General features: G+C 60.7%; 7 protein-coding genes, 1 tRNA gene and 1 riboswitch. Of the genes, 5 read left to right on the forward strand and 3 right to left on the reverse strand.

Features of this window, described 5'->3' with window-relative positions:
* From IRZ31_RS17755 to IRZ31_RS17765, 3 genes are all read right to left on the reverse strand, one after another.
* The coding region (locus tag IRZ31_RS17755) for a hypothetical protein (RefSeq protein ID WP_297156093.1) at nucleotides 1-637 on the reverse strand (637 nt) is incomplete at its 3' end.
* A gap of 334 nt (nucleotides 638-971) precedes the next feature.
* A complete protein-coding gene (coaD, locus tag IRZ31_RS17760; RefSeq protein ID WP_297156095.1) occupies nucleotides 972-1,487 on the reverse strand; it encodes a pantetheine-phosphate adenylyltransferase in 516 nt (171 codons plus the stop codon).
* 1,201 nt (nucleotides 1,488-2,688) lie between these two features.
* Nucleotides 2,689-2,779 (reverse strand) — tRNA-Ser (locus IRZ31_RS17765).
* Between the two features lie 340 nt (nucleotides 2,780-3,119).
* Between IRZ31_RS17765 and IRZ31_RS17770 the strand changes: the two genes are divergently transcribed.
* The 5 genes from IRZ31_RS17770 to IRZ31_RS17790 all read left to right on the forward strand — a co-directional run bounded on the left by IRZ31_RS17770 (nucleotide 3,120) and on the right by IRZ31_RS17790 (nucleotide 8,784).
* Nucleotides 3,120-4,661, forward strand: a complete 1,542-nt coding sequence (locus IRZ31_RS17770) for a protein phosphatase 2C domain-containing protein (RefSeq protein WP_297156097.1) — start codon at nucleotides 3,120-3,122, stop codon at nucleotides 4,659-4,661.
* A gap of 377 nt (nucleotides 4,662-5,038) precedes the next feature.
* A complete protein-coding gene (locus IRZ31_RS17775; RefSeq protein ID WP_297156099.1) occupies nucleotides 5,039-5,806 on the forward strand; it encodes a DUF72 domain-containing protein in 768 nt (255 codons plus the stop codon).
* A gap of 98 nt (nucleotides 5,807-5,904) precedes the next feature.
* Nucleotides 5,905-6,199: riboswitch (cobalamin riboswitch) on the forward strand.
* Nucleotides 6,200-6,345: 146 nt separating this feature from the next.
* Nucleotides 6,346-7,329, forward strand: coding sequence for an ABC transporter substrate-binding protein (locus IRZ31_RS17780; protein ID WP_297156101.1), 984 nt, complete (start codon nucleotides 6,346-6,348; stop codon nucleotides 7,327-7,329).
* 280 nt (nucleotides 7,330-7,609) lie between these two features.
* Entirely contained in the window at nucleotides 7,610-8,035 is a 426-nt protein-coding gene (locus IRZ31_RS17785; RefSeq protein ID WP_297156103.1) for a flagellar biosynthesis anti-sigma factor FlgM, read from the forward strand.
* A gap of 386 nt (nucleotides 8,036-8,421) precedes the next feature.
* Nucleotides 8,422-8,784 carry a 4a-hydroxytetrahydrobiopterin dehydratase gene (locus IRZ31_RS17790; protein WP_297156106.1) on the forward strand — a complete coding sequence of 121 codons (363 nt, stop codon included), beginning with the start codon at nucleotides 8,422-8,424 and terminating at the stop codon, nucleotides 8,782-8,784.
* Nucleotides 8,785-9,094 lie beyond the last annotated feature (310 nt).

Raw genomic sequence — 9,094 nt, forward strand, 5'->3', positions numbered from 1 at the left:
GTCCCAGCATGGGGCCGCCCATCGTATCGGCGGCCAGGGAAGAGCGGCGGGGGGAAGGATGGGGGGGGAGAGCGTCCTCCGCCTCCTCCTCGTCGGCATAGAGGGCATAACCCTCCTCTGGCAGCGGCAGCTCCTCGGCGGCCTGGTCCTCGCCCTCTTCTTCGACGTAAGGTGAGGAGTCTTCCAGGCTTTCCAGGCCCTTCTCGATACTGAGAATGGTGCGACTGATCTCCGTCTCAATGGCGGTCAGGTGCTCATGCAAGGACCGCAAGGTTTCCGCCACGTAGGCGTTGGCCTCGCTCTTGAGCTGCTGGGCCTGTTCCTCTGCCAGGCGTACTAACTCCTCTGAGCGCTCCTCGGCCTGGCGCAGCAGCCCCTCGCGGTCCATGACACGCTCGGACTCCTCGCGGGCCTTTGCCAGGATGCTGGCCGCCTCCGCCTGGGCCTGAGCCAGGATGCGCTCCTTCTCCTGCAGAAGGCGCCTGGCCTGCTTGACCTCTTCAGGAATCGCGGCACGCATTTGATCAAGGATCGCCAGAATCTCAGCTTCCCTGACCATGATCTGATTGACGAGGGGCATCCTGCGGCTGCTGGCGATCAGGTTTTCCAGGCGATCTACCAGATAGAGTATATCCACACTGACCCTTCCTCTTCCTCGTGCTCTCTTGCGACTGGCTGACTGGACAACTGGCGAGCGAGTGAGCGAACGCCTGTACGATGCGCCACTGAGCTGATCGGCCCCAGCTGGCCCTGGTTGGAGTAGAGCGCTCGCCTGGCGTCCTCCGCCTTCTTGCTCGCAGCGTACGGCTCAGCCCGCCGCTGTCTACCTACCTACCTGCTACCTGCCTACCTACCTGCACCGACCGGCCTCTGGCCTTCGGTCAGGAAGCCTGCCACGAACTGTGACCGGCGCCCTTTCTTTCTTTCTTGCTCTGCCTGTGACCTCGCACCCGGCAGCTCAACTGTAGCGCTCAGGATTCGCTGTGGCCAAATTTGCGCTGCAGGGCTTTAATGACTACTGGCGGCAACATGTCGCTGACGTTCCCTCCTAGCCGGGCTACTTCCTTGAGCAGAGAGGAGCTGACAAAGAGATGCTGCAAATTCGTCAGCAGACAGACGGTCTCAATTTCTGGGGCCAATTTGCGATTCATCAGCCCTTGTTGAAACTCGGCCTCGAAGTCGTTAGGGGAGCGCAGGCCCTTGATGATGACTGAGCCACCGACCGAGCGCACAAACTCAACGACGAGGCCGTAGAATTTTTCTACGCGGACATTGGTAAGGCCCTCGGCGGCAATGACCTCTTCCCAGAGCTGCACCCGCTCGTCGACAGAGAAGAGCAGGTTCTTATCGGGAACAGCGTAGACTGCCACGATCAGCGTATCGAAAAGGCGGGCGCCACGCCGCGCGATATCGAGGTGGCCGTGCGTGAGCGGGTCAAAGCTGCCCGGATAAACGGCAATCCGTTGACGTTTCTCTTCGTTGCTCACACGAACATCCCTTCACGATGCTGAAGCGGCCCTTGTCTATCTCTCTGTTGAGTGACCGACCGCTGTACCTGCCAGCGGAACCAGGAGCACTCTCTGCAGGCAGCCAGCCAGGGCTGGCGTTCAGTTCAGCGAAAGGAGAAAGCCGGGATCAGGAAGGAACACCTGAGATCAGGCAGGTTTCTCCGCCGTCCTCTCCCTGGGCTTCTCTCTGGCTTGGCCTGTCTGGCCTGGCTTGCGCGCAGGCGCGCCGGCCTTTCCTGCTGCTCTTCCTTGCCGTCTGGCATGTTGCTCTGTCGCCTATGATACCATATCTGCGGGAGATGGGGCAATGCGTGAGGCTGTGCTGACAGCTAAAGCAGGCGAGCGGCGCGTGGTAGAGCTGGCTGAGCTGACTGAGGCAAGGCAACCGGGCGCACTGTTGAGAGAAGGAAGGGAGGCTATAAAAAAGGCCGGTGCTCATGACGAGCACCGGCCCCAACGCGCTGTAGTCTCTAAGCAGGGGCGGCAGGACTTGAACCCGCAACCTGCGGTGTGGAGCTGCTCCACCGCAACCCGTGTGCAGCGGGCTGCTGGCGATGTCTCCCCGAACCGGACGTGCACCTTTCGATGCATCCGGCTCTCCAGAGGTCTGGAGCCAGCCCAGGCGCTTGATGCCAGTTGGCCTCGCGTGGGAGGCAGACCTCCTGCATCCCTTCCCCGTGTCTCAGGCATTACCCTGAGCCTTTGAGTACTATGGATGCTCCGTCGCCATGCACCTTACGGTGTTTAGGCGATCCCCCAGTTGCACTTCTGCTCCGCTCCGGGTTTAGGTGCCTCGTTCGTCGCCACGCTCGCCTGGCCACTGTCCGTGTCCGTGGCGAGAGCCTCGCTGGAGAAGCGGTTGCCAGCCCTCCAAATTACGACTGACAATCCAGCGAAGCGGGCGACTGAGGTTCAAGCAATCCAGCCTTCACCATGCCCGGCCTAGCTGCCCGGCGCGTAACCATCCTCCGCTGGCTGTGGAGTGGACCGCCGGACTTTTCGACCATGCTGTTGTCCCCGCCCCCTTTCGGGGGCCAGGTGAGGTCGTGCTTTAATCACACCCGCTTCAGTGATGTTGCGCTGCCGCAACAGGAACAGAAGCACCACAGGGGCGCACTTTGGAGACCGCTGCTCTACCGATTGAGCTACACCCCTGTACACAGGCCACTTAACTGTGGCCTGGCGGAGAGGGTGGGATTCGAACCCACGAGGGACTTTTGATCCCTAGCGGTTTAGCAAACCGCCGCACTAGGCCTCTATGCGACCTCTCCTTGTTGGTTCATGGCTCCTTTGCGATTGTCATCACAAGGATACTCCACTTCTTGTGACTTGTCAAGTCCCTTTTCGTCTGTCCAGACGGGCTGTCCTGCTCACCTCTCCAGCCCGGGATCAAGTCGCCCGCAGGCGGCGGTGGTGGTGGAAAGGGGGTCCTGGCGTCCACTCTCTGGCGTTTGCGGGCGTAAGTACCAGGAATTTTGGATGGTCATGCTGCACACTGTACAAAGTGGTGAGTATACTTAATATTGTTGGCAAGAGTTGTCAAGAAACGCACGATGCTGAGCTGATTGCGAGTGCCCGGCGCGAACTGGTAATAGAGAGGATAGCGAAGCGATGCTGGGGCAATTCAACATCGGCTACGGGGTCCGCCAGATTCCGCTGCCCGCGCGGGCGCTGGGATGGTTCTGTGCCCTGGCTGTGCTGATCTGGGTTTCGGGCGGCTTTCCTCCCCATGCCTGGCTGCTGCTCTGGCAAACGCTCCAGCAGCTTCCAGCGCTGTGGGCGATCCGCGGCCCCGCTCTTCTGCTCCCTGTGTTGGGGCTGGCTGTCTTAGCCTTGCTCCTGGCCGGGGCCTGGATAGGGCTGTTGCTCGCTGGCTGGCGCCTCTTGCGGACCTGCTGGTACTCCTGGCAGGAGCGCCGGCTGCTCAAGCATGAGCTTGAGCAGTTGCGCGAAGCCGAGGTCCAGGCGACGCGTGTTGTGAAGCACTATCGTTCCGGCAGTGGGGGGCGGTCCCGTTCGCAACCGTTGTCGGCCTCCCGCCCGCTTGCTCCTAAACCTGGCTCTCCCGACTCGCTGACACGCCCGCTGGCCTCTGTCTCTGGCCCCTCTCCCTCTGCTGAGACGAGTGCAGTCCCCTCGCTGGAGGCGCGACGTGCTCTTTGGGCTGATTTCCCCACCCAGGTTGACCTCTCCCTCTCGTCACCGCCTGCTCTCTCGGCGCTGATGGCCGCCTCTGTCGAGGAGCAACTCGCCTTTCCCTCTGCCGTGGAGGACCAGGCCCTTGAGACTCCCATACCTAACTGGTCAACACCCGCCGGGAAAGGGGCTGAGGAACGACGCACGGAGACGCTGGCGAGCCTGCCGTCGAAAGGTGCGCTGGTCATCCGCATGGGGGCCGTTACCGATCCCGGCCTCAAACGCAAGCATAAGCCGAATGAGGACAATCTGCTGGCTATTCAGCAGCAGCGGAGTCATAGCGGCCAAACCTTCGGCCTCTGTGTGGTGGCTGATGGGATGGGGGGCCATTCCAATGGTCGTGAGGCGAGCCGCCTGGTGGTAGAGACCTTCTGCGAGCTGGTGCTGCCTGCACTAACGAATTCGGTCGAGAACGACGAGACCTTCTTGACTGGCGTTCTGGTCGATGCCCTGCAACATGCTAATCTGAAGCTTTATCAGCGTAATCGCGCTGAGAAGGCCGACATGGGAACAACGCTGACCGCGGCCCTCCTCCTCGATAGTACCGCCTATGTGTTGAATGTGGGCGATAGTCGGACGTATCTCTATCGCCCGGCGACGGGCCTGACCCAGGTAACGCAGGATCATTCGGTCGTGGCCCGCTTATTGAGTGCGGGGTCTATTTCTCGCGAGGATGTCTATCGGCATCCGCAGCGCAATCAGATTTATCGTTGTCTGGGAGATCGGGCGTCGGTCGAGGTCGATGTCTTTGCTGTGCCTTTGCTGCGGGGCGATAAGCTGCTCCTGTGCTCTGATGGCCTGTGGGAGATGGTGCGCGACCCTCAGATTGAGCATCTCCTGGGCCTCACTGCTGATCCTGTGACGATCTGCCAGTGCTTGCTTCAGGCGGCACTCGATGGCGGCGGTGATGATAATGTGAGTGTGATTGTGGTTGAGGTGCTGCAAGTCGCTGCCTGAAGTCGGACTGATCCACTTGTCTCCTGCGGCAGGCTCGTGCGGCCTCCATTGCCTGCCTGCCTGCCTGCCTGCCCGTTCACCCGCTATCCTCAAGGTGTTTCTCCTGCTGCCTTGCTCCCTGACCCGGTCTTAGTGGAGCTGCTGGGGATCGGCTGGCCCTGTCTCCGATGGACAAAGGGATACGCTCGATGGCGAGGATAGAATAGAGATAGCTGCCGGCGGATAGCTTGGGCTGATGAGGTGGCTGTGCTCTGCCCGCGCTGTCCTGGTTCTGGCTGCTGACTGGCTTGCTGACTGGCTGCTGATGGGGATGCATGGATGCCGAGGCTCTTTTGCTTGGAGTGGAGCGCTTGGTGCGAGCGAGCGGAGAACGAGCGATGACGATCTGGATTGGTACCTCTGGCTGGCTCTATCCGCACTGGGTGGGCCGCTTCTATCCGCCTGATTTGCCGCCGCAGGAGTATCTACCGTATTATGCCCGACATTTTGCCACGGTGGAAATTAACAGGAGCTTCTATCGCCTGCCCCCGCGTTCGCAGTTTGCGCTTTGGGCTGAGCAGGTAAGGTTCCATCCGCGTTTTCGCTTCGCGGTCAAGGCCAGTCGCTACCTCACGCATATGAAGAAGCTGCGCGATGCGGCTGAACCACAGGCGCGTCTACTAGAGGCGGCGCGCGGTTTGGGTCAGCGTCTGGGGCCTCTGCTCTACCAGCTTCCGCCTCACTGGAAGAGCGACCTGGGGCGTCTGGCGGACTTTCTCCATTTGCTGCCGCGTGGATTGGCAGTAGCTTTTGAGTTCCGTGACCCTTCCTGGCTGCAGGGGGCCGAAGGTGAGCGCTTATGCGCTTTGCTGGCAGAGGCCGGTTGTGCCCTGGTGCTGGCGGTTGGGGGGGAACTGCCCACACCGGTGGATCTGCCAGCCACAGCGGCCTTTCGCTATCTGCGCTTCCACAGCGGGCAGGCTGGCCCTTGCTTCAGTGAGGCGGAGCTGGCTTTCTGGGCCGAGTGGTTGAGCAGGGAGGCGGCAGAGGGACGTGAGTGCTATGCCTATTTCAATAATGATAGCGAGGGGTATGCCCTGCGCAATGCCACGCGCCTGCGCGAGCTGGTTACTGGCGGCCTGGGCGTCGGGGCGGTGGCCTTCTAAGCTGCCGCCACCGGCTCGGGTGGCTCCTGTCCCGGAACAGCGACCGCTCTGGGTTGACAGCCAGGCAACCTCTTGCATATACTTCCTCTGCCAGCAGTGAATCGTGCGACGCATCAGGTGGCCGGAAATACCTGCGCTCATTTCCGGCAGAATAGGGAAGTCGGTGAGAATCCGGCGCAGTCGCGCTACTGTGACTGGTGAGCACCTTGGCGACCCGTCCGCTCCCCGCTGCGGACGGGTGCGAGTAGGTGAGCGAGCAAGCCACTGTTCCTGTGCGGGCCTGTGTAAGGGTAAACCGGTCTAAGTCTGCGGACCAGGCCAGGGAATGGGAAGGCGCGTCAGGGTGCGCTTGAGCCAGAAGCCAGGAGACCTGCCTGATGCCAGCGGCCCATGTTCCTTCGCGTCAAAGGAGCAGGCGTACTATCAACCACTAAACCGAGCTGACCCGCTGCTTCTCCGGTCCTTTTGTGTTGTGGTTGCGCCCCCTCTACGCGAGGTGACAATGGACGGTTATCTTTTGCAGTGGAGGAGTGAGTTTTATGCGCATCCGTGTCATCTCCCGACGGTTTTTCCCTTGTTTATCGATTCTGTGCTTCCTCTTACTTGCGGCCTGTGGACAGAGCCAGAGTGGCGGCAGCGCGGCGCAGCCAAGCCCCACGCCAACGGTAGTGCGCGATATCTACGGCACTCCAGTGGTCTTCCCGAAGACGGCTCCGCAGCGTCTTATTTCCCTGGTGCCGAGCATGAGCGAGATTCTGGCCGCACTCCACCTGGAGAGCCGTATTGTGGCTGTCGACTATTATACGGACTATCCGACGCAGCTGACCCATCTTCCACGTATCTCGGATGCCAACGGCGACTATAATGTAGAGCGCATCGTGGCTCTGCATCCCGATCTGGTGCTTAGCTCTGGCGGTCTCACAGAGAAGTACGATGCGCAGCTGACGCGTCTGGGCTTGCACGTGGTTGATTTGCCTGACAATACCATTGCTCTGATGCTGGCTGAGATTCAGACGGTGGGGCGTCTGACCTTCACTGAGAGCACGGCGGATGCGCTGGTCAAGCAGCTCCAGCAGCGCATCGCTCAGATCCGCCAGGCGGTGAAGGGGACCACGCCGCCGACGGTGATGCTGGAGGCCGACGATAGCACCCCTGGCAAGCCTTATGTCTTTGGGGGTGGGACTTTTGGCGACGAGCTGCTCCAGGATGCTAATGCGATCAATGTCTTCCACAACAATACGAGCAACGGTGGCTATCCCCAGGTCACTGATGAGGCGGTGATCCGCGCCAATCCCCAATACATTATCCTCACCGAGGACCCGCGCTATGGTGGAGATCCACAGCTGGTCTATCGCCGCCCTAACTGGGGCCAGATTACCGCCCTCAAGTTACATCATGTCTACCATCTCAATACGGATCTGATGCAGCGTCCGGGGCCGCGCCTCGTTGATGGTCTGCAGTGTCTGGTCCAGCTGCTGCACCCTGCGCTCTTTAGCGGCTCCTTGCCAGCCTATTGCCAGTAAAAGAGAGGAGGCGGGCAGAGCAGCAGAGCGCAGATGGAAGACCAGGGTGAGCAACGGTAGTAGGTGGGTGATGATAATCAGGGACTTCTGGTCTCTCGAATTGGCGACGAATACCCCTTACCTGGGCAGGTTCCGTCTCTTACACTGGAAAGAGGCATAGGCCCCCTGCTGGGGAGCGAAGATCGTTCGTCGCCGGTGTCCGGGTGCCCGCGGCAGGCTATTCGTTGGCTATCGCTGGCGACGTAGTGACGGAGGAAAGAAGAGAGGAGTCCTGATCACCATGCGCATTCGGCACGTGACTCGGGCGAACGGGCAGGCGGGACGCGGCAGGGCGACGCACTCAAAGGTTGAAGCGGCCCAGGCCAGTGCGCCGGGGCAGAGCTGGCAGCCCACGTCTCTGCCAGATAGGGGGACCGGGTGGCGGCCCTGGCTGGGTGAGCACGAGTATGATGATGAGCGCTATCTGCGGCCCGCGCTGCCTCGCAGGCGACGTTCCTCTCCTGCTGGAGTTGGACCAGGCGGACCCGGAGCGCCTGATGAGCCACAGGCGTGCCCAGGTGAAAGGGCGGTGCCCGGGCCGGATCTGGCGGCTATGGTCGAACAGGAGCGCGCGGAGCGGGTGGCGGTGCTGAAGACGCGTGTTGTCATGGGTACGTACGAGGTTGATAGTGTCGCGCTGGCTCGCAGAATGCTGGGCTATCACTAGGGACGGCTGAGCGCTGAGTGGCAGCCAGCGCCGGGAATGGGCTGCTCTTTCCGTATGTGTGGCGCGATCCCGTGGGGGCGGCGGCGTGGTCGGGAATGTTGGGGAGCGTACCGGGCCAGCCCCTGATCCTGGGGGCGGACTTGCTGGCCCAAGGTCGGCCAGCGAGGGGTCCGCCAGGCCAGGCAGGGGTGGGCAGGTCTGGACGCTCTCCTTTTTTGGCAGTGGCAGGGGCTGGCCCTCCTCGGCTATACTCTTCTAGAGAGAGCACTGGCAGGTCTGTAACACCTAAGAGAGGCCACTCTTACGTGTTTGCTTGACCTCGTTCCGTTGGTTTTGTTGTTCGCATTGTTCGTCAGGTTCCTCGCAAGGGAAAATGGGAGGTACCTATGCAGGATTTGGCTCAGATGCGCTGTGTGCCCTGTCGTGGCGGCGAACCGGCTTTGTCAGATGCAGAAATCAGCAACTTGCTCTCTCAGCTCCCAGGCTGGCAAGTGGTCGAAGTGGATGGGATCAAGCGCATCGAAAAGACTTTCCATTTTGATAACTTTGCCCACGCTCTCGCTTTCACGAATGCGGTCGGCGCACTCGCTGAGGAGCAGGATCATCATCCGCAGCTCGTGACTGAGTGGGGGCAGGTGAAGGTCGCCTTCTGGACTCACGCGGTGGGTGGGCTGCATCAAAATGACTTTATTATGGCAGCCAAAACTGAGGCTGCCTTTGCTCAGGCCGAGGGTCGCAAGACGTCTTAGCCACCTCGTCTTGCGATCTGCTGCGCTTAGAGGCGCTGAATCCCCAGCTCGTGGCTCCGGCATGCGGGAGGCGTGGTCTCGGCTCGCTTACTCAGCGTCGGCCAGAGATCTGTCTCTCGCCTTCCTGCTGGTGCCTTTGTCCTCTCCTCTCTGGGCTTCCTTTCACAACCCGCGCCGGGTACTTTTTCCCTGGTTTTCTCCGTCGACCCAGCCTTTGATGGCGCTAAATTGATATAGTATGATATTTAAAAAGATGATATAATCCACGTAGAGAGGCAACTTATCATCGGAGTAGAGTAAATCTCATACG

Source organism: Thermogemmatispora sp., from assembly GCF_019683635.1.
Taxonomy (GTDB): domain Bacteria; phylum Chloroflexota; class Ktedonobacteria; order Ktedonobacterales; family Ktedonobacteraceae; genus Thermogemmatispora.

Excerpts from the sequence above, each read along its gene's own strand:
- IRZ31_RS17770 (WP_297156097.1), top strand. The coding sequence starts at position 3,120 with ATGCTGGGGCAATTCAACATCGGCTACGGGGTCCGCCAGATTCCGCTG.
- IRZ31_RS17785 (WP_297156103.1), top strand. The coding sequence starts at position 7,610 with ATGCGCATTCGGCACGTGACTCGGGCGAACGGGCAGGCGGGACGCGGC.
- IRZ31_RS17780 (WP_297156101.1), top strand. The coding sequence starts at position 6,346 with ATGCGCATCCGTGTCATCTCCCGACGGTTTTTCCCTTGTTTATCGATT.
- IRZ31_RS17790 (WP_297156106.1), top strand. The coding sequence starts at position 8,422 with ATGCAGGATTTGGCTCAGATGCGCTGTGTGCCCTGTCGTGGCGGCGAA.
- IRZ31_RS17775 (WP_297156099.1), top strand. The coding sequence starts at position 5,039 with ATGACGATCTGGATTGGTACCTCTGGCTGGCTCTATCCGCACTGGGTG.